General features: G+C 65.8%; 13 protein-coding genes. 3 read left to right on the plus strand and 10 right to left on the minus strand.

What is annotated here, in order from left to right; all coding sequences use genetic code 11:
* The first annotated feature begins 15 nt into the window (after positions 1–15).
* Positions 16–3576: a bifunctional diguanylate cyclase/phosphodiesterase gene (locus tag G3446_RS01455; RefSeq protein WP_164450617.1), complete on the plus strand. Its 3561-nt coding sequence runs from the start codon at positions 16–18 to the stop codon at positions 3574–3576.
* 464 nt (positions 3577–4040) lie between these two features.
* Here the strand turns inward: G3446_RS01455 and G3446_RS01460 are convergent, their stop codons facing one another.
* The 8 genes from G3446_RS01460 to G3446_RS01495 form a co-directional block, all read right to left on the minus strand.
* Positions 4041–6800 (minus strand): EAL domain-containing protein, encoded by a 2760-nt coding sequence (locus G3446_RS01460; RefSeq protein WP_164450618.1) that lies wholly within the window; start codon positions 6798–6800, stop codon positions 4041–4043.
* Positions 6801–6815: 15 nt separating this feature from the next.
* On the minus strand, positions 6816–7709 hold the full coding sequence (locus G3446_RS01465; RefSeq protein WP_164450619.1) for a transporter substrate-binding domain-containing protein: 894 nt from the start codon (positions 7707–7709) through the stop codon (positions 6816–6818).
* A gap of 953 nt (positions 7710–8662) precedes the next feature.
* Entirely contained in the window at positions 8663–9652 is a 990-nt protein-coding gene (locus G3446_RS01470; RefSeq protein ID WP_164450620.1) for an AAA family ATPase, read from the minus strand.
* Positions 9653–9719: 67 nt separating this feature from the next.
* Positions 9720–10889: a DUF4350 domain-containing protein gene (locus tag G3446_RS01475; protein WP_164450621.1), complete on the minus strand. Its 1170-nt coding sequence runs from the start codon at positions 10887–10889 to the stop codon at positions 9720–9722.
* On the minus strand, positions 10889–12355 hold the full coding sequence (locus G3446_RS01480) for a DUF4129 domain-containing protein (protein ID WP_164450622.1): 1467 nt from the start codon (positions 12353–12355) through the stop codon (positions 10889–10891). The genes G3446_RS01475 and G3446_RS01480 overlap by 1 nt, the downstream gene beginning before the upstream one ends.
* Positions 12345–13334, minus strand: coding sequence for a stage II sporulation protein M (locus tag G3446_RS01485; protein ID WP_164450623.1), 990 nt, complete (start codon positions 13332–13334; stop codon positions 12345–12347). Before G3446_RS01485 ends, G3446_RS01480 begins: the two co-directional genes overlap by 11 nt.
* 160 nt (positions 13335–13494) lie before the next feature.
* Positions 13495–14193 (minus strand): RDD family protein, encoded by a 699-nt coding sequence (locus tag G3446_RS01490; RefSeq protein ID WP_164450624.1) that lies wholly within the window; start codon positions 14191–14193, stop codon positions 13495–13497.
* Between the two features lie 38 nt (positions 14194–14231).
* Positions 14232–14813, minus strand: coding sequence for a chorismate--pyruvate lyase family protein (locus G3446_RS01495; RefSeq protein ID WP_164450626.1), 582 nt, complete (start codon positions 14811–14813; stop codon positions 14232–14234).
* A gap of 654 nt (positions 14814–15467) precedes the next feature.
* Between G3446_RS01495 and G3446_RS01500 the strand changes: the two genes are divergently transcribed.
* The gene (locus tag G3446_RS01500; RefSeq protein WP_164450627.1) at positions 15468–15665 is read left to right on the plus strand and encodes an alanine-zipper protein; all 198 of its coding nucleotides are present in this window, start codon (positions 15468–15470) and stop codon (positions 15663–15665) included.
* Here the strand turns inward: G3446_RS01500 and G3446_RS01505 are convergent.
* Complete coding sequence (locus G3446_RS01505; protein ID WP_164450629.1) at positions 15644–16609, minus strand: L,D-transpeptidase family protein; 966 nt, start codon at positions 16607–16609, stop codon at positions 15644–15646. The two genes, G3446_RS01500 and G3446_RS01505, sit on opposite strands and share 22 nt — an antisense overlap.
* Positions 16610–16642: 33 nt before the next feature.
* On the opposite strand from G3446_RS01505, the gene G3446_RS01510 reads away from it, so the two are divergent.
* Positions 16643–18694 carry an elongation factor G gene (locus tag G3446_RS01510; protein WP_164450631.1) on the plus strand — a complete coding sequence of 684 codons (2052 nt, stop codon included), beginning with the start codon at positions 16643–16645 and terminating at the stop codon, positions 18692–18694.
* Positions 18695–18774: 80 nt separating this feature from the next.
* On the opposite strand, the gene G3446_RS01515 is transcribed toward G3446_RS01510, so the two are convergent.
* Positions 18775–19824, minus strand: a complete 1050-nt coding sequence (locus G3446_RS01515) for a GGDEF domain-containing protein (RefSeq protein ID WP_164450632.1) — start codon at positions 19822–19824, stop codon at positions 18775–18777.
* Positions 19825–19931 lie beyond the last annotated feature (107 nt).

A 19931-nucleotide genomic window follows, 5' to 3' on the forward strand; every position in this document is an offset into this window, starting at 1 on the left:
GGAGCCATCCCACCGATGACGTCTTGCTTGCATCTTCTCGAAGCGCTCCAAGCGCCTGTCCTGTTCGTCGCCCTGGATGACGGACATGTGCGCATGGCCAATGCCGCGGCCGCCCGTCTGCTCGGCCATTCGGTCGAAACCCTCGAGCAGCTGCCCATCTCGGGGATCGAGTGCGCCGAAGCCGCACAGGCGCATTGGCAGAGCCGTTCGGCCGGCGGCCCGGCGTCGCCGTGCAGGCCCGCGCGACTGCGCCGTGCGGACGGCCGCGAGCTCAGGGTCGAGATCACGGAGATCGACGCCAGCCAGGACACGCCACCCGGCACCTGGCTCGCCATCCGCGAGGCTTCGGAGGAAAGCACTGCAGAGCAGCGTTTGCGCGACGCCCTGAGCTACGCCCATTTCGGCTACTGGTCGCTCGACGTGGCGACGCTGAGCGGGGATTGGTCCGAGGAGATCTACGCCATCTTCGGCATCGACCCGGCGACGCCGGCGTCGCCGGAAACACTGCGGACGCTCCTACACCCCGAAGACACGGAGCGCGTCATGCGCTCCCTGAATCAGTGCTGCGAGAGCGGCATCGAGCATCGGCTCGACTATCGCATCCTGCGTCCGAATGGCGAGCTGCGCTGGGTGAGCTGCCGGGGCAAGCCCGTGTGCGACGCCGAGGGTCGGCCGATCCGGATCGCGGGCTTCCTGCAGGACATCAGCGAGCGCCAACGCACCGCCGAGGCACTGCGCGCCCGGGAGCAGATCCTCGCAAGCATCTTCCGCACCGTGCCCATCGGCATCGGTCTCACCCGCAACCGCATCCTTCAAGAGGTCAACGACGGCTTCTGCGCCATGACCGGCTACGCGCGCGACGAGCTCATCGGCCGCAGCACGCGCATCCTCTATCCTGACGACGACGAGTTCGAGCGGGTCGGACGCGAGAAATACGCCGACATTCGAGCAATCGGACACGGCGAGATCGAGACGCGGTTCCAGCGCAAGGATGGGCAGCTGATCGATGTGCTCCTGGGCTCGACCCTGGTGGACCAGGATGCCCAGATCCCCGAAGTGACCTTCACGGCGGTCGACATCAGCGCGCGCAAGGCGGCCGAGCGCCAGGCACGGGAGACCGAGGCGCTGTTCACCAAGGCCTTCCACGCCGCCGGGACCATGCTGAGCATCAGCGCGCTCGCCGATGGCACCTACGAGCACGTGAACGATGCCTTCGTCGAGATCACCGGATACCCGCGCGACGCGGCGACGGGAGCCCGCTCCATCGATCTCGGCCTGATCGCCGAGACGCAGCGCCAGCGCATGATCGCAGCGCTCTCACCCGACGGACGCGTCAGGGACCTGGAGCTGCGGCTCACCCGGGCGGACGGCGGGGTCATGGATTGCCTCTACAACGGGGAAGTCATCGAGATCGGCGGCGAGAAGAAGCTGCTCTCGATCGCCCATGACATCACCGACCTCAAGCGTGCCCAGCGTCAGATCGAGGCCGAGCGTGCGCGCGCGGAGCGTTATCTCGAGGTCGCCGGCAGCATCCTTCTGGCGCTCGACCGCACTGGCCGCGTCACCCTCATCAACCCGAAAGGCTGCGAGGTCATCGGGCTCCCCGAGTCCGAGATCCTTGGCCGTGACTGGATCGCGCATTTCATCCCAGAGGAGGACAGAGGCGCGGTCGAGTCGACCCGTGGGCACCTCTTGCATGGCGACTTGCGGACCTCGGAGTACGTCGAGAGGCACCTGCTCACGGCTCAGGGAGAACGACGCCTCATCGCCTGGCACAACAGCCTGATTCGTGACACGGACGGCGAGGTCATCGGCACGCTCGCCTCCGGCGACGACGTGACCGAGCAGCGCGCGGCCGAGCAGGCACTGCGCGAGGAGCGGTCCTTCCTGCAGCACGTCATCGACGGCATAGAGGACCCCATCCTCGTCGTCGACCGCGACCGCCGCGTCCTGCGTATGAACCAAGCCGCGCGGATGAAGGCCACCCAGGTCGCCGCCGCACATTCCGAGCTCAGATGTCATGAGCTGCTCTATCAGAGCCATGAGCCCTGTAATTCGGATGCCCGCCGCTGCCCGCTGCATCGCGTCCTGGAAACCGGCAAGCCCTGCAAGACGCTGCACTCCATCACCGGCATGGGCGGCGAGCGCACGCACGAGGTCGCGGCCAGCCCGCTGCGCAGCGAGGACGGGGCCATCCAGGGCGTCATCGAGATCTCGCATGACATCACCGACCACCTGGAGCTGCTGGAGGCCCTCCATGCCCAGGATCTGCGCTATGCCCATCTGGCGCAGTACGATCCCCTCACCGAGCTGCCCAACCGCTTCCTCTTCTCGGACCGCTTGAGCCAGGCCATCCAGGTGGCACAGCGCAGCCGCTCGAAGCTGGCGGTGCTCTTCCTGGATCTCGACCAGTTCAAACAAATCAACGACAGCTTCGATCACAGCGACGGCGATGCCGTCCTCATCGCCCTGGCGCGGCGGCTGGAGGGCCTGCTGCGAGGCGCCGATACACTCGCACGCATGGGCGGGGACGAGTTCAGCATCATCCTCAGCGACATCAAGCACGATGAAGACGCCGCCAAGGTGGCGCGCGCGATGCTGGCGCTCTTCAAGAGCCCCTTCGAGATCCGCGGCCATCGGCTGTTTCTCGGCGCCAGTATCGGCATCAGCCTCTACCCGGAGCACGGCACGACCACGGAGGACCTGGTGCGCAACGCGGACGCCGCCCTGTTTCGCGCCAAGGCCGAGGGGCGCAACAACTTTCAGTACTACTCGCAAGACCTCACGGCCAAGGCCTTCGAGCGCATCCTGCTGGAGTCCAGCCTCCACGACGCCATCGCCAATCAGGAGCTGGTGCTCCACTACCAGCCGCAGCTGCACCTCCCCAGCCGCAAGGTCTGCGGCGTCGAGGCCCTTGTCCGCTGGCAGCACCCGAGCATGGGACTGGTCCCGCCCGATCGCTTCATTCCACTAGCCGAATCCACCGGGCTGATCGTGCCCATGGGCGAATGGGTCCTGCGCGAGGCCTGCGTCCAGATGGGGCACTGGCTGCAGTCCGGAAAACTGCCCCACGACGCCCTCATGGGGGTGAACCTCTCGGCGCGGCAGCTCGCACAGGAAGACCTGGTCGACAAGGTTCAGGATGCGATCGAGGCGGCCGGCCTCTCTCCCACCAATCTGGAGCTGGAGATCACAGAGACCAGCGTCATGGCCTCACCGGAGCTCTCGGCCTCGCGCCTGGGTCGTTTGCGCGACCTCGGCGTGAAACTGGCGATGGACGATTTCGGGACCGGCTACTCCTCGCTGTCTTATCTCAAGCAGCTACCGCTCACCAAGCTCAAGATCGACCGCTCCTTCGTCTCCGACATTCCAGAGGACGCCAATGACACGGCCATCGCCAAGGCCATCATCGCGCTCGGCGAGAGTCTTTCGCTCGAGGTCCTGGCCGAGGGGATCGAGACGGAGAGCCAGCGCGACTTCTTGATCGAGGAAGGCTGCGAGACGGGCCAGGGCTACCTCTTCTCGAGACCCCTCCCCCCAGCCGATTTGGAGCGACTTCTCGCGGGTGACGGCTGACCGCGCTTTCTGGGATGGTCGTGAAGAGAGCTACCAGCCATTAGCGAAGGAAGTGTCCGTCAACTGCCTCCCGCTGTTCTGGTCACGAAGCTCCTGCTTCGTGACCTCGGCGACGAAGCTCTGCTTCACGACGCCGAGCACTTCCGGCCCCTGCACCAGGCCGAAAGCAGGGCTTACCCTCAGACCCGCGAAGCGGAGCTTCGTCTCGCGGGTGACGCAGCTGGAGCTGCGTCACCAGAGACCCAAATCGGGAAACAAGACATGGACGGCTCCTAAAGAGTGCACCGGCGGCTGGCGGCTGGCGGCTGGCGGCTGGCGGCTGGCGGCTGGCGGCTGGCGGCTGGCGGCTGGCGGCCATTTGTAGCCTGATGGATGCGCATCGGCCAAACCTTGGTTTCTATTCGCCTCCTTCGCGCCTTTGCGGCTCGATAGGCCGATTCGGGATCAGCGAGGCCCGCACTGGCTCACTGGCAGGAGGCGATCGCCCAGCTTCCCCCGTCCGTCGTCAGCGGGACTTGCGGCAGCGACAGCGCATCGATGGGCACGGGCTTGCCGAATAAGTACCCCTGAAAAAGCTCGCAGCCGTGCTGCAGAAGGAAATCGCGCTGCTCGACCGTTTCCACGCCCTCGGCGACGACATTGAGTCCGAGCGACTGGCTCATGGCCAGCACGGCGCGCACGATGGCGGCATCGTTGTGGTCGCGCACGATGTCGCGCACGAAGGCCTGGTCGATCTTGACCTGGTCGAGCGGCAGGCGCTTGAGATAGGACAGCGAGGAATAGCCGGTCCCGAAGTCGTCCAGCGAAAAGCCCAGGCCGAGCATCTTTAGATTGCGCATACGGGCGATGACCTGCTCCACGCGATCGAGCACGACACTCTCGGTCAGCTCGAGCTTCAGCCGCGTCGCGTCGATGCCTGAAATGGCGACCGTTTCGCGAACCTGTGAAACCAAGTCCGGCTGGTGGAATTGGCGGGCGCTGACGTTGACCGAGAGTGTCAGCCCCCGCATACGCGGATCTTCCTGCCAGAGACGCAGCTGGGCACAGGCCTGCTCGAGCACCCAATACCCGATCGGAATGATGAGACCTGTCTCCTCCGCCAAGGGGATGAAGCGTACCGGCGAGACCGGCTCGCCATCGGGCGGGAGCCAGCGCAGCAGCGCCTCGGCGCCGACGAGGCGGCCGTAGCGGTCGACCTGCGGCTGATAGTAGAGCTGGAGCTCGTCGCACTCGATGGCGCACCTCAGGGCTGCTTCCAGCGTGGCCCGCGCCTCGATCGCCGCCTGCATGTCGGGATTGAAGAAGCGCACCGTGTTGCGACCGGCATTCTTGGCCTGATAAAGGGCGACGTCCGCCTGCTTGAGGATCTGGTCGACGCTCAGCTCCTGTCCGCAGAACAGCGCGACGCCGACGCTGGCCGCGCTGTGGTGGAGACTGCGGCCTTCGACCAGCGCATAGGGACGATCGAGCACGCGATGGATCTTCTCCGCGATCTGCTCCGCCTGCAGCGCGGCCTCCGCCTGGACCGTGCCCAGCTCTCCGGCGACGATGACGTACTCGTCCCCACCGATGCGCGCCACTGTATCGTCGGCCCTCACGCGTGCCGTGAGGCGGCGCGCGACCTCGGCCAGCAGCCGGTCCCCAACGTCGTGTCCCTGAGTGTCGTTGAGATCCTTGAAGTGATCCAGATCCAGCATCAGCAGCGCCCCGTACTCCTGCCTGCGGCTCCCGGCCGCCATCAGCTGACTCAGGCGGTCGAGCAGGAGTCGACGGTTGGGCAGGCCGGTCAGGGGATCGAAGTAGGCGAGGCTGTGGATCTGCTCTTCCGCGCGCTTGCGCTCCGTAATGTCGACGCAGAAGCCCATGACGAGCTGACCCGGCAAGGTGATGGCGCGCAGACTGCCCACGATCTGACTCCCGTCCTTGCGGCGCAGATCGATCTCCAGCTCATAGCGCCCCTTGTCGAGCACCTGCTCGAGCGTGCGCAGATGCTCGTGCCTGGCATCGGGCGGCGCCAGGTCCGTCACGCTCATCCCGAGCAGCTCGGCGCTCGCATAGCCAACCATGTCGCAGGCCGAGGGATTGACGTCGACGAGCCGACCCGCGCTATCCGCGACGAAGACCCCCTCAGGCGCATGCTCGATGTAGGTGCGATAGCGCTCCTCGCTCTCGCGCAGCCGCGTCTCGAGCGCCTTGCGTCGTGCGATCTCGGCGGTCAGCGCATCATTGCGCCCCTGCAGCTCGGCCCGGTTGCGGTTGGACTCGATGACATCCGCCTCGAGCCGCCGGGCACGCCGGCGCATGCGCGCGATCACCAGCACCACGGCGACCAGGATGACCGGCACCATGCTGGCGAAGTAGAGAAAGGCGCGCGAGGTGATGTGTCCGTAAAGCACGGACCCCGGCAGCAGGGTCACGACGGACAGCACCCCTTGGGCCACTGGTACCCTTAGAGCCAGGTCGAAGGCTTCCGACAGCACCGTGTCGGAGAGCGCCGGGAGGCCGTCCAAGGAGACCAGCGTCTCCGGGGGGATCTCGGTCAGGCTGAGCAAGCCGGACGCATCTGGCAGCGCCTTGCCGGGCTGATTGAGCGGCCTTCCCGATGCGGTGACCAAGAGCTGGCGAAAACCCAGCTCTTGCGCTGAAGAGGTCAGGTAGCGCGAGAGCAGATCGAGCCGCGAAAGGGTCACCACCTTCCCGCTCGGATTGCCGCGATACATGACGGGCGCGGAGGCCAAGATCCTGCCGTGCTCCTCGTCGATCAGCAGGCGCTCGCTCGGTGCGCCTGCGGCGAGATGCGGATCCAGGGGCGCCCCGGGCCGCGTATCGGCGAGCAGCGTCCCATCCTGGTCGAAATAGAGAATGCGCGCGTAGACGGGCGCGCCGAGAAGCCGCTTCTGCGCCAGCTTGGCCTGGAAGCTCGCCTCGAGCGCGGCCAGGTTGGCATTGAGGCCATAGCGCATGGACATGCCCAAGGCCCGATTGGTGAGGAAGGTCTCGATCTCGTGGATCTCGGTCAGGTCGGCGGCGAAGCGACGCAGATCCTCGAGGAAGTCCCCCATCAGGACCGCCGTCTGGTGTGACTCTGCGAGCAGGCGTGCCTCGGCCGCGTCACGGAGCTGGCTCTGTGACCTATAGGCGTTGCTGAGGAGGACGACCAGATAGCAGGACAAGACGGCGGCCGCCAGCACCATCCAATGGCGGCGTAGGGGCAGGAATGGCACGGCGGTCGCTCCCCTCTAATCCTGCTTGGCGAAGAAGGCGGGGAAGTAGCGCTGAACGCCGGGATAGTACTTGCTGACCAATCGATCGTAGGCCCCGTCCTCCTTGATCTTCCGCAGGTAGGCATTGAAGGCATCGCGCAGCTGAGGGGCATCCTTGGGGAAGGCGGCGGCAAGCACCTGCTCCTCGGAGATGGGGCCGATCACCTTGAAGGCGCCCGCCCACTTCTGCATGTCGAGAATGAGGTCGGGGACATCGAGCAGTGACAGATCGGCATCCAGCTGGAGCAGGGCCGGGACCATCTCGTTGATGTTGGTGCTCTTGGTGTAGGCACGCAGCTCGAGATCGCGGCCCTTGAGACCATAATTGGCCGGGTCGAGACAGGTCCTTTCCATGACCAGCAGACTCTGCTTGCCAATGAGTGCCTTGGTCTCGCGAATGTCTGCGCTGAGATCGTCGCTGCCGGCAATAGGCTGAATGGGCGAGTCGGCGCGGGCGATCAGCATCACCTGCGACGGAAAGGTCGGCTCGGAATAGAGCAAGATCTGCTCGCGCCAGGGCAGGACGGTGAATCCCGTCGCGATCATGTCACCCTTGACGGGATAGTCCCCCTCCAGGCGGACACTGTCTCCGGAGCGCAGGACATCCTTGCCGAGCAGGTCCCGAATGACCGAATAGAAATCGCTGTAGATCAGCTTGTAATCGACGCCGAGATGTCTGGCGAATCCCTGTGCCAGCTCGGCATCGAAGCCATCGCCGGCGCCGGTGACGAAGTTGGCGTAACGGATCCCGAGATGGCGCAGCTCGCCCCTCGCCTTGATCTCGGGCAGATCCGCGGCGGCAAGCGGCAGGCTCATAAGAGCCAAGGGGACGAAAAGCAGCAGGAGCGAGCGAAGGCGGTTCGAGGTCATCCTCTCCCTGTCCTCCCGTATCGTTCGATAACGAGTCCTGATCCGCAAAGCGAGTCTGGGGACACGACGAAACACCGCGGACGTGCCGAGCGAAGCGAGCCAGGCTCGGCACCTTGCGCTAGACGCCCTGTGGAGCGGCGCGAAGATCGGCAGCTCGCCGAAACCGGTCGCACAGGGCTCGAGATGATTGGCTCATCCATCTTGGCCGGCCGGAAAGCAGGTGGCCGGCGCTTTCAGCGCAGGTCAATGCTCGACCAGTGTGTATGTCGATGCTGTGCGCGCGGTCTCAAGCCTAAAGACCGACATTTTGTGGCCGCCAGCGCAACGCCCGCTTGACTCGGCGACGACGAGCACACCGCAAGATAAAAAGCAACCCATTGTTTTAATGGAATAAAATTTCACACGCCAGGAAAGCAGGCCGAATATCGACCAAATGGACGCAAGGCCCGCAATCCACGCTTGAGTGAGAATGTCCACGTCGAGTCGCCCATGCGGCCGCAGCCAGGCGACGCACAGCTGAGGACTACGGGCAAGTGTCAGAGGGACTACATCCTGACTTGCGGAGCCAGCTTCCGGGCACCAGCGTCGCCAAATCCTATGATTGAGGGCTCTTCGAGAAGACCAGTCGCTGACCGATCGCGTGACGGCAGCGCATCGGAAGGTAGCCCCAGCACGAAGCATTTCGATGAGTCGTCCAGCTTGGAGCCATCAATCTAATCGCCATAGGGCACCGGCCTGGGCGGGAAAGAATGCCCGAAAATCACCCAGAGTGGTCACCGAGCCCATTGAGTCCAACGATGGCCCGGTCCCAGCAGGCGACGCAGGATTCCGATGGGCCAGTGACCGGAATTGGTCGGCTGCTACTAGCGCGCGAGCGAGGGAATCCTGCTTCGCTAGGCCTCCGTTCCCTAGGGCTCCGACGGCTGCGTGCTTCAGTCGGGGGCACCTTGCGCCTAGGCCCGCGGCGCCGGCACGGCTGACAAGAGATCGCGCAGGACATCGTCCGGCTGGTAGCCCTCGATCTCGAGGTCGGCAGTCAATTTCAGGCGATGCCGGAGCACGGAGGCGGCCATGGCCTTGACGTCGTCCGGGGTAACGAAGCCATTGCCGCTCGCCAGGGCATGTCCGCGCGCGGCACGGACCAGCGCAACGGTCGCGCGCGGCCCCGGGCCGGTCTCGATGCCCTGCCAATCCCGCGCGGCACGCACCAGCCTCACCGCATAGTCGAGGATGCTGTCGTCCATCTCCAGATCCGCGGCGAGGCGCTGGATGCCTCGGAGCTCGTGCGTGGAAAGGACCTGCTCGACGCGCGAGGTGTCGAGCTGATCTCCAACCCTGCCCTGCGTCGCCTGCCGCACCATGGCGATCTCCTCGGACTCCTCCGGGTAGTCGATGAAGACCTTGAGGAGGAAGCGGTCGAGCTGTGCCTGCGGCAAGGGGTAGGTGCCTTCCTGCTCAATGGGGTTCTGGGTCGCGAACACCAGGAAGGGGGGCGTCAGCGGAAGCGCCCTGCCCTCGATGGTCACCTGCTGCTCCTGCATGGCCTCGAGCATGGCCGCTTGCGTCTTGGCCGGCGCGCGGTTGATCTCGTCGCCGAGCAGCAGGTTGCAGAAGATGGGGCCGCGACGGATGCGGAACTCCTCGCTCTTGAGGTCGAACATCGCGTGTCCGGTGACGTCGCTCGGCATGAGGTCCGGCGTGAACTGCACGCGCGAGAAGCGCCCCCCCAGCGCGGCGGCCATGGCACGCACTAGAAGCGTCTTGCCGACCCCGGGCAGGCCTTCGAGCAGCACATGGCCGGCCGCGACGAGGGCGACGACGGACTCGCGAATCACTTGGTCCTGCCCGATGACCGCGCGGGCGATCATCGCCTCGAGGGCTTCGAGCTTGGCGGACGCCTGCTCGAGGCCGAGCTGATCGGCCTGGTCTCCTGTCGTATTCATCCAATGCTCCGGGAAAGCTTCTCGGGGAGGTCATACCCAAGGTTGATCCTGCGCCAAGGCAGAGTTGCTATGGCTGGGCGCTCAACTTGCCGCGACGCGGACCCTGGCGCAACTGCTGCAGCAGCATCGCCTGCTCGGTGAAGCCGCGCGCGTCATCGGGCTGAGCGAAGAGCGAGCGGTAGATGCGTTCTACCGATTCGCCGGTGAATGCGGCCAGTGCCTCGGCCTGAGCCTGAGACCCGTGCTGCGCAAGATCCGGATGGTGACGCAGCCAATCCCCCAAGATCCGCTTGCGGCTGGAGTCGACCAGGGCGGTGGTCCCATTGTGACGCCACAGAAAATCGCCGCTGGCATCGAGATGCTCGATCAGGTCGCGCCGGCGCCGGTCGGGAGCCGTCACCAGGGGACCCAGCCGCCGCCCCAAGGACCACAGCCAGACGACCGCGAGCACAGCGACCGAGGTCAAGGCATAGGGCGCGATGCCCCACAAGAGCGCACCCAGCCAAGGCATGTCGCTGTCGTAGAGCAGCCAGATCCTGCCGCCCTTCTCCGGGGCCAGAAGCTGGGCCGCGAAGTAGGCATGATCATGCTCGCCGATCGAGGTGTTCGTGAGGAAGCCGCTATCACTGAGAACCGTGAGCCTTCCCTCGCCGATCCGACGCTGCAGGATCCGCGGACGGCCCGCCGCAGCGGCCAGGATCTCATCCCCATCGCGCCCTTCCAGCGCGTAGCCGGACTGGAAGGCGACCTTCACAGGTCGCCCGGCGTCAGCCAGGTCCAGGGTCGCGATCCTGGTGCCATCATCGTCATCAGCCCCTTCGCCCGCGTCGAAGCGCAGCCGAAAGCCGAGATCAGTCAGCAAACCCGCGGGCGGGGTGTCTTCCTCCCAGGTCTCCATGGCCTCGACGATCAGGTGCCCTCCCTGCTTCAGCCAAGCCATGAGGCGCGCCTGGCGCTCGGTGCTCATCGGCCCCACCCCCAGCACGACCAGCGTATCGGTCGCCGCCGGCAGATGCCACAGACGATCGCGGCCCGTGACGCTCTCGGCGGGCAGCTCAAGCGCCTTGAGGAAGCGCTCCGCGGCAAGCAGGGCGTTGCGTCTCGCCTCGGACGAATAGCCGACGGGGATGCGCTCGGTACGGCGCTCGAAGTTGGCGAAGAACCAGCTCACCATCGCCGTGACGGCGATCAGGACCAGGCCGCCGACCACCAAGCTCAAGGCGCGTCGCTCGTCCATCAAGCCGCCTCCTCCCGCGCCTGTGCCGTCCATTGCGACCAAGCCTCGAGCAAGGATTCGACGCCGGCGTCGCTCGGCGCGCGGTGGGCATAGGCGAAGCCCCACCAAGCCTGGGTCACCCGCTTGAAGGGCGCCACCTCGGCTCGAGGCAGGGCGCGCCTGGCCAAGCGGAGACAGTCACCCTCGGTCGCACCCTCCGGGATCTCGACACCGAGCCGCCCGAGGTGCGCCAAGCTCGCGCGATAGAGCAGGGAGAGGGCGCCACGCCGATCGCCATCACGCAGCCGCTGACGAACGGCCTGGGCGATATCATTGGGAAGGCTTGCCTCGACCATTGGCTCGGACTCGCTGACGGCCATCCGGCTTCGGCTGCGCACCCGGCGCAGCGACCAGCCCAGCCGACGCCGGTCGCGCAGGATTCTCAGCAGCAGCAAGAGGATTCCCGCGACGGCGAAGGCGAGCAGGATCCACTTGAGCGAGCCCGCGACCATGAGCAGCACCGCCTTGACGCCCTCAGGGAGCCTGACGGGATCCTCTTCCTCGTCCGGGCTTTCGATCGGCACCCAAACCTCGACCTCCTTGACCGATCCGAAGTCCGGGTCCTCCAGGACCTCTGCGATCAGGGCCTTGGCGCGATCGGGGTCAGGCATGGGAGCCGCGTCCACGCCAGGCGCGGTCAACAAACCGGCGCCAACGATCAAGAGCATGGCCGAAAGGCCGCGGGCACCCTTCGGCCCGCTTTCGCGCACCGTCTTGAAGGCCAGCTCCAGGTCCCAGGCCTCGAGCTCGGTACGCCGCGAGAAATAGAGCGCGAAGCCCGCGCAGACGTAAAAGGGCGCCACCATGGAGAAGGCGAAGACGTAGGCAATGGCGCTGATCCAATAGGCCCAAGAGGCGTCGTCCGTGACGGCGGCCATGAGGTCGAGGCGCGGCAGCTCCTGCGGCACGAGGAAGAAGATACCCAGGAGGAGGCTGGCCCAGAGGATGATCTCGAAGTGGTAGCAGACCAGGGTCAGCCAGAAGGGCACGCCGCTGCCGTTGCTGATCACCCGCCGACGCTCCCGGGCGGCACGGCCCTGGAGCCCCTCCAGCAGGGTCAGCGGCATCAGGAAGGATCGGCGCATACCGATGCGCCGCCAGAGAAGATAGGGCAGCAGGCGTCTCGGCACCCCGGCGCGGAAGAGCGTCCTGAGGTCCGACCACCCCAGCCGCTCGCCGAACAGTGCCCGGCTCGCCCAAATCAGCAAGGGCCCCTCGTAGACGGGCTTGAGCCACCAGAGGGCGAGCAGCCACAAGTCCGGCCGAAAACCGGTCAGGAAGAGACAGAGCACGCCGATCGGCAGGGCGCTCAGCCACCACAGCAGCCACAGCGGCAGGAGCCAGGCCCGGGCCATGGCGAAGCCGAGATCCTGCCCTTCCCAGCCATCGCGCGGGCGCAAGGCTGCCGTTGCACGATCAAGCTCCATGCCGGCTCCGCCCCGACAGCGCGAGATAGAGGGCCACGAGCACCCAGCCGGCGAGGCCGATGCCGTACTTGACGGGTGCAGGCGCGGGACCCGATGACCAAAAGGCCTCGACGATGGCCGCGAGCAGCAGCATGAGGGCCGCCCCGCCGACCAGAACGATGGCGTCGCGCGCGTTCGTGCGCAGGGCCGCCAGCCGCGTGCGCCGGCCGGGGGCGAGCAGTGCCTTGCCGAGCAGCAGTCCGGCCGCCCCGGAGATGGCGATCGCGGTCAGCTCGTAGGGCCCGTGGCCGCTGACGAAGGTCCAAAAGGTGCCGCCATAGTCCAAGCGGGTCAGATGGCCGGCGGCCGCACCGATGTGGAGTCCGTTGAAGACGAGGATCACGGCGGAGCCGACCCCGAAGATCAGGCCGCTCGCGAAGCTGCGAAAGCCGATGCCGACGTTGTTCATGATGTAGAAGCCGAACATGGCGAAGTCCGTATCCGCCTGCCGCCCATGGCTGCGGCCTGGCTTGCGGTTGGCCGGATCGTACATCTCCTCCAGGTTGGAGACCTGGAGGCCATCCATGAGGCTGTAGACGATCTCCTCGTCCAGATAGGTAGCGACCCCCATCGCGAGCATCGGCAGGAAGAGCAGCGCCATCCCCATCCAGAAGGCGAGTGCGTGGCGACGGAGCGTACGGGGAAAATCCTCGGCCATGAAGCCGAGTGCCGCGCGCAGCATCCGCGGACGACGGCGGTAGAGATGAGGGTAGCCGCGCCGCGCCAGGTCATGGAGATCGGCGATCAGCCCCGGGCTGTAGGCCCGCGTCCGCGCCAGGGCATAGTGCCCGCAGACGGCGCGATAGAGCTGAGGGAAGCCCTGCGGATCCTCCTGAGCCGGAGGCCGTTTGGATTTGGCGTCGCCTTCCAGCTGCTCCAGCAGCAGGCGGTATCGGCGCCAGGTCGGTGCATTGGCGGCCTCGAACTGCTGTTGCTTCATCGGCAGTCCGACCGCGCGAGCCAGGCGAGAGCCGGCTGTGCCCAAGAGGAGAGGGAGGCCCCTGGCTGCGGGCGGAGATCGCCCCGGTCGGAGACAGGCGCGCGGTGCCAGGGCGTCGAGCCGCTGCGCGCGAGGCGCGGTCCGGCAGGGGCATCGAGGCTCATGGCAGCTCCTGCGCCCGCCCCCGCGCGAGCCAGCTCGCCCAGCCCCTGACCCGTGCGACGGCGAGCTCGCCGCGATCCCCGAGCTCTTGGGTCAGGACCTCGGCCAGCTCGATGCGACGAGCCGCGGAGAGTCGCTGACTGCGCTCGGCGAAGGACAAAATGGCTTGCTGGGCCTCCAGGCCGAGTCCCAGAGGAGGCGCGACGGGGCCCGCCATGACGGCCTCCCTGGGCTGGGCGCGGCCATCGGCACGCAGCACGAGCGTGCCGGCGGCGAGATCTCCGAGACGGCGAAAATCGCGGTCGAGCAGGACGGCAACCAGCCCGACGCCATAGAGCAGGGGCAGGAAGTCCACGACCCGCAACAGATTGCGAATCATGGATGCGGGCAGCCCGATCGGGGTGCCGTCGTCATGGACGACCGCGAGCCCCATCGCGCGCTTGCCGGGCGTCGCACCCTTCCAGACCTCGAACACGACGGGATAGAGCCATTCCAGCGCGAAGAAGGCGAGGAGCATGAGACCAAGGCCGAAATCGGCGAGGATGAGCAGCGGGGTCAGGATGAGGTAGAGCCCCGCGCGAATCACGCCATCCAGCGCGAGTGCGAGGGCGCGCGGCACTGGGCCTGCGACGCGCAGGCCGAGGTCGATGCCTTCGGGTGTCTCGTTGAAGCGGACGGTATCGATGCTGGGCTGCATGTCCTCTGCTCGGATCGCCGAATCACCGATGCTGACGCTCAACGGTAAAGGCTGAGCGGGAAGTATTCCGTGATCAGGATCACCGGACGCCCGTCGATGATGATCCGATAGGTCCGAAACACTGCTGTCCCGCCATCCGCGGTCCGGTCGAGGCCGACGTCCATGACCTCTCGGTAGCTCTCCATCCCGCTGTCGCGAATGAGCACTCCGATGCCGATCTCCCGGTCGATGAGCCGCTGACGAAACGCCGGAGGGATCAGCTCTGTGCGGATCAATGAGAACGCCTCCGCGAAGCTTCTGCCGCTGTCGACGCCGCACAGCCGCGCGTCGCGGATCAGGCAGCAATCGCCCACGCCGACGGAGATCCAGGACACCGGCTGCTGAGCCGCCTCGAAGCGCTGCTCGACGGTATCGACAGCGACCGGCTCCCAGAAATAGGCCTCGAGGATCTTGGTCACAGTGCCATCTGTGACCAAGAGCGCGCGCAGGAAGGGTGGAAGCTCGCTCAACGCCAGACGCTCCCCGGATGGCGAGCTGATCAATGCGTCGCGCGCGAACCCGTCGCAGCGAAAGGGAAGCTCTGCAGGCGCGCGATCCGCCCGCCGGTAATACCTATGCATCGCCTTTCCTCAACCGCAATGCGGAAACAGCCGGCCCAACCCTTTGCCCCGACGCCCTCGTCAGACACAGGCCGCAAGCGCTTCGGGCGCGTCGAGCCCTCGCCGAGAGCATGCCCGCCCGGCCGCATGGCGTGCCGTGGCGCCTCACCACACCCTTTGCGCCATCGCAACGTGTTGCATAAACCCCCACGACGACGCAGCGAGCGCTTCTGCCACCGTCTCTAGGAACGGCGTCGAGGACAGCGTGCACGGTTGTCACAGGGTGAGTAGGACGCAAGAGAGAGCGCCAGTGAAGGAGCATAATTCATTGAAACTTGAGTACATTCAAACGCACCCCGGGCAGACGAGACAGATCAGAGCCTGGACCGGGCGGCGGAGTGCGCGGCGGCCGTGGTAAGAAATCTGCCGATCCATGCCTTTGTGGGCTTGATGTCTAAAAGATTTTGCCCCAATCTTCTGCGTGACCGCACGCATCAGCGAAATCGCCGGATGTTGCGCGGAGCAAAACGAGCTGTGCCATGGGTCAACCCCGGCGCCAGCCTGGAAATCGTCTATGGTTGACGCAGGGACGAAAGATGGCATGACTCGGAAAGGATCCCCGTATTGTGTTATACAAACAGCGCCTAATGGCCAACAATCTGGAGACTTAGCCCAATGATCAAAATCGTCAAAGTCGCTTCCCTGTCCGCTGCCGCCCTGCTGACCACCTCGCTGCTCGGTGGCTGCACCACCGACCAGACCGCTCGCGACATGGCCCAGCAGGCCCTGGACACCGCCAACAGCGCCCAGGCTTGCTGCAACTCCAACACCGAGCGCCTCGACCGCATGTATCAGAAGATCATGGGCAAATAAGACGCATTGCCTGACTCGCGCCGGTATCCCACGACCTGTGGGATACCGGTATCTTCCTCGACCGCCTTCTCGACCAGCCCCCAGTCGATCACCACATTCGGGTCGCTCTTGATCGACTCCGGAATCGCTTCCCTGGCGCTCTTGCGCACGCTCTTCTCGCCGGCCTGAACCTCAAGATAAAGGTCGTCTCCGCGCCAGCCGACCTTGTAGGCCTGGTCGATGATGTTGACCGGGGTCTTGATGCTCACCTGGGGATAGAGCTTCTCGACGCCCTCGGGGTACATGCGAATGCAGCCGCCGCTCACCTCCATCCCGATTCCCCAGGGCATGCTGGTGCCATGAATGAGATAGTCCGGCCTGCTCAGGCGCATGGCATAGCGCCCCAATGGGTTGTCGGGCCCGGGCGGTACGACCGCTGGCAGGATGTCGCCATAAGCCGCGTGCGCAGCCCGCACATTCGGTCCAGGGGTCCAGGTGGGGTTCTCGCGCTTTTCGATAACCTTGAAGGAGCCTAGCGGTGTGCCCATCGCATCCTTCCCGACGCTGATGGTGAAGACCTGCACCTCGTCCGGCTTGCCTGGGGGATAGTAGTAGAGACGCTTTTCCGCGCGGTTGATGACGATGCCCTCGCGCGGAGCGTCGTTGGGCAGGACGAACATGCTCGGCACGATGACCTCGGTTCCCTTACCAGGCACCCACATATCCACGTTGGGATTGGCCTGACGCATGTCGGCATATCCGAGATTGTTCTGCCGCGCGATATCCAAGAGCGTATCCTTCTCTCTGGCCTTGAAATAGAAGGTGACACCGACGACGGAATCCTCGGGGTGATCGAGTCGGAACGTCTCGGCACGGGCACTGCTCAACGCACCCAAGCCAATCAGGGAGGCACCGATGAGGGCAGCCAGCCACGCCCGACCTTTGCCAAGCTCAAAACCACTCATAGACTCTCCACGCTCCTGTCTGGTTGAGATTCGATGAAAAAGCCGTCGCGATTGTCTCACGTTCGCAACATCGGGGTCGCCGCTCACGTCGACGCCGGAAAGACGACGCTGACCGAGCGCATCCTCTTCTACACCGGCGCGTCTTACAAGATCGGCGAGGTCCATGACGGCGCCGCGCACATGGACTACATGGCCGAAGAGCAGCAGCATGGCATCACCATCACGGCCGCCGTCACCAAGGCACCCTGGCGCGAGCACCTGATCCAGGTCGTCGACACGCCGGGACACGTCGACTTCTCCATCGAGGTCGAGCGCGCCATGCGCGTGCTCGACGGCTGCGTTCTGGTCCTCGACGGCGTCCGCGGTGTCGAGCCCCAGACCGAGACGGTGTGGCGCCAGCGCGAGCACTTCAAGCTCCCCGCACTCTTCTTCGTCAACAAGATGGACCGCCCAGGCGCAGACTTCAGGCGCAGCCTGGACGCCATCCGCGCGCGGCTCAAGGCGGAGCCTGCGCCCATCACCCTGCCCTTCCCGGACGATCACTCGGTGATCCATTTGATCGATCGATCGCGGATTCGTTTCCTTGGAGAGCAAGGCGAAGACGTCGTCGTCGAGCCCTGCCCGCCCGACCTTTGGGAGCACTGCGCCGACCTGCGCGAATCACTTGCCCTGGCCGCCGCGGAGGCCGACGAGTCGCTCGCCGACCTGGTCCTGGCCGGAGAAGAGCCAGATGCCGAAAGCCTGCGCGCGGCCCTGCGCAAAGGGACCCTGGCCGGCAGCTTGTTCCCCTGCTTCGGCGGCAGCGCGCTGCGCAACCTCGGCGTGCAGCCCCTTCTCGACGCCATCGTCGATTTCCTGCCCGCCCCCATGGATCGTCCCCCATCGCTTGCGAAACGACCGGATGGAAGGTCGGAAGAGATCGTCATGGGCGGCGGCGGGCCGCTCGCGGCGCTGGCGTTCAAGGTCCAGCTCTGGGACGGGCGTCGACACGTCTTCGCCCGCCTCTATCGCGGCACGCTCAAGCCCGGCGACAGCGTGGAATTCCTAGGCAGCGACGGGCAGACCAAGCAGGAGCACGTCGCGCGCATCTTCGACGTCGATGCCGGCAAGAAGTCCAAGCTCGACCAGGCGCTGGCGGGGCAGATCGTGCTGCTTGCCGGGCTCAGGCACGCCACCACGGGCGACACGCTCTGCGCACCTGGAAATCCCCTGAGCCTCGAGCGCATCATCACGCACTCCCCGGTCCTGGGCCTCGCGATCGAGCCCGGCGCGGGCACCGACGAGGAGAAGCTGGTCGAGGTCCTCGACAAGGTCCAGCAGGAGGACCCGACCCTCGTGGTCGAGGAAGACCCGGAGACCGGGCAGCGCCTGCTGCGCGGCATGGGTGAGCTGCACCTGCAGATCGTCATCGAGCGGCTCGCGCGCGAGTTCGGGGTGGCGGTCAGGACCGGCAAGCCCGCGGTCGCCGTGCGCGAGACCATTTGCGCGACGGCCTCCGCCGAGGCCCTGTTCGCGCCACCGCCGACGCCAGACCCGCGCCAGCCGGATCTGATGGCGCGAGCCGTCGTCAAGGTCGCGCCGACAAAGCGCGGCCAAGGCGAGCAGATCGAGGTCCGTCCGAGCGTCCTGCCCGAGGGGAGCGCACTCAGCGAAGCTCAAGCGAGCGCGATCGAGCAGGCGATACAGGCCACGCTCGCGTCCGGCCCGCGCTCCGGAGCCGAGGTGCTGGATCTCAGTGTCGAGGTCGTCGAGATCGAGCTGTTCGGTCAGGGATCGACGCCCGAGGCCATTGGTGCCGCGGTCAGCAAGGCCCTGCGCAAGGCGCTCGAGGGGGCGAGACCCGCCACCATGCAGCCGATCATGCGCATCGAGGTCATCGTCCCCGAGCCCAATCTGGGCACCGTGCTGGGGGATCTCCAATCGCGCAAGGCGCTGATTCAGAGCACCTCGACTCAAGGCGAGATGGCGACCATCGCCGCCGAGGCGGGGCTCGAGCCGCTGCTGGGCTATACGACCTCGCTGCGCAGCCTCACCCAGGGACGCGGCCAATTCAGCATGGAGCTCGACCGCTTCGATCTGTGGTGAGCGACAGGGCCCGCGGACCCCCTGGGGACGTCACTGGGTCATCACGGAGCCGCTTCGCCGCGCTCCGTGCCGACGGCGCCTCAGTCGAGACTGGATTCAGCCGGCTGGCTGAGCACGACGACGCGGTCGCGCCCCTCGTCTTTCGCGCGATAGAGGGCGATATCGGCGCGCTCGATGAGACTTTCGGGCGATTCTTCGCCCTCGGCCTCGACGACACCGACCGACACAGTCACTCCACCGATGACATTCTGCGACCCCTTGCGCTGGATGCGCAGGCTCGCCACCTTGTGGCGGATCCGCTCGGCCAGCTCGGCTGCGGCAGCCAAGGGGCGGGTGGCAATCACCGCGAACTCCTCTCCGCCGAAGCGGGCCACGAAGGTGGCGTCGTCCTGCATCTCCTCGAGGATGCCCCCAACGATCTCCAGGATACGGTCGCCCATGAGATGACCGTAGGTGTCGTTGCACTGTTTGAAGCGATCGAGATCGAGCAGGAGCAGTGAGGTCGGCTCATCGCCCGAGCTGAGCGCCTGCTGCAAGGCGTCGTTGAAGGCGCGACGATTGGCGATCTTGGTGAGGCTGTCGACGCGCGCGTCATACTGGCTCTCCTCCAGCTCCTTCTTGAGCTTCGCGACCTCGGCGCTCGCTGCCGCCAGCTCGTCGCGGAACTGGCTGTTCAGATCCTCGAGGCTCGCCGTGTCTTCCATGAGCCGCTTCAGGGCGGCTCGAATCCGCTCGGAATCGATCGGCTGCTCGAGGATCTGAAGGGTATCCTTGAGCGACTCGCCATAGGCCTCGGTGCCTTCGGCGCTCTTGGACACCGACCGCGCGAGCTGCGTGAGGATGTTGACCAGGAGATTCTGGGCCTGCGGACTGTTCGGCAGATAGGTCTTGACGAAGAATTCGAAGAACAGCGATTCGCTGACGTCCGGGTCGTAGCTTCCAGGTCCCGGAAACTGCTCCAACAGGGCCTTGCTGAGCTCCGGATGCGTGTTCTGCACGTGCGCATACCAGAGTGCGTAGTTGTAAGGCGTCGGCGGGATCTGGCGCTGCACCATCAGAGGCACCGCCATGCGGAGATAGTCCGAGGACACGCTCAGCTCCTCGCGAAACACCATCCTCTTATTCGTCATGCGAAGGTCGCTCGTCTTGGCTGGGGTAGCGCCGCTTCGATCGGGCGCCCAAGCGCGTCGGCACGCGCTTGTCGCAGCCGCATGATATGCGATAAGACGCTGGCGCG

The sequence above is a fragment of the Thiorhodococcus minor genome, assembly GCF_010820565.1.
Lineage (GTDB): Bacteria > Pseudomonadota > Gammaproteobacteria > Chromatiales > Chromatiaceae > Thiorhodococcus > Thiorhodococcus minor.